1 protein-coding gene is annotated in these 1223 nt (G+C 65.2%); it reads right to left on the minus strand.

Annotated features, from left to right (window positions below; all coding sequences use genetic code 11):
- Positions 1-1223: hypothetical protein (locus MJD61_10745; GenBank protein MCG8555746.1), on the minus strand; the 1223-nt coding region annotated here is incomplete at both ends.

The raw sequence follows: 1223 nt of genomic DNA on the forward strand, positions 1-1223 counted from the left end.
GTTGGTCCCTTCCACCGAGTAGAAGAGCGAGTAGATGTCGCTCGAGCCGCCGGTCACCATCATGTCGAGCCGGAACGGCTGGCCGGCGGAGGCACACGCAACATCGAGCGGGACGTTTATGGTGATCCCGCCACCCGGGGGCGTATCCTCGTCACGAAAACTGGTGATCGCGCCAACCCGGCAGCGCGTGGGACCATCCGACCAGCAGAAACTGATCGCCGATGGCGGCTGATTCGCCTTGACCAGGGTTCGAAGCGTGACGCGGGCGCGCATGTGGGTCGTGTTGGGCGGGCAGCTGGTGGCAACGAAAAAGTGGTCCTGGTCGCCCGGGTGGCCGATGCGGCCGGTGATCCTTTTGGTGAAGGTGTCCGGCGGCAGCGGCAAGCCCGGAAAGGTGTTCGGGTACTCGGCACTCTCGTCGTTGGGCGGCGGCGTGGGAGGCGGCGGATTGGTCTGCACTGCCGGATTGCACAAGGCCGGCCCCCCGGCACGCCTTTGGTACTCGGTCAGTGCAGCGTTGTACCGCTCTCTGATCTGCCACCAGAGGCTGCCGTGTGGTGGATTAGGCGGCGTGCCGCCCAACAGCTGGAATACGTGCCGCGCCATGCGGCACGGCGCCTGCGGGTCGGGGCGGAATTGTGGAAGGCTCCCGCTGAAAGGATCCCAAATCGCCCTGCTGTGCACGATCACGTAGATCGGGCTCGTTTGAGCGCGGGGGGTGCGCACGGTCACCCACCCGCTCGGCATGTTCTCGAGCGTCGTGCTCGGCCACGTGATATTCAGGGGCCCGGCAGCAGCCTGCGTCTCGAACCAGACCTTTCCGTTCCACAAGATCTGAACCGGCCCGGGCCTCAAAAGATGCGCTCTAAGCCGGAACGTGTGGTGGTCCTCGTCGTCACCCACATGGTACGTGTCTCCAATAGCGGCCGAACCGCTCGGCGAGAATCCCGAGTGCCATTCGATCTCGAGGTCGGCCCAGTCGTCCTTGCCTGCTGCATCTCGGGCGCCCGCAACGACCACGGTGCGACCCCGCTTGATCGCGTCCAGGTACTTGTCGAAGCTCAGCGCCCCGTCGACGCGAAAGCGCGTGCGCACCATCCCGATCTGCTTTTGCCAGCAGCGATTGTCGGAGCCGCCCAGCAGCGCGACCTGAAAGCCGCTGTCCTGAAGATCGCTATAGAGCTGCCACGCAGAACGGGGAAGCGGCCCGGTTGAAGGCGCAA

This window comes from Pseudomonadota bacterium, assembly GCA_022361155.1.
Taxonomy (GTDB): Bacteria; Myxococcota_A; Polyangia; order Polyangiales; family JAKSBK01; genus JAKSBK01.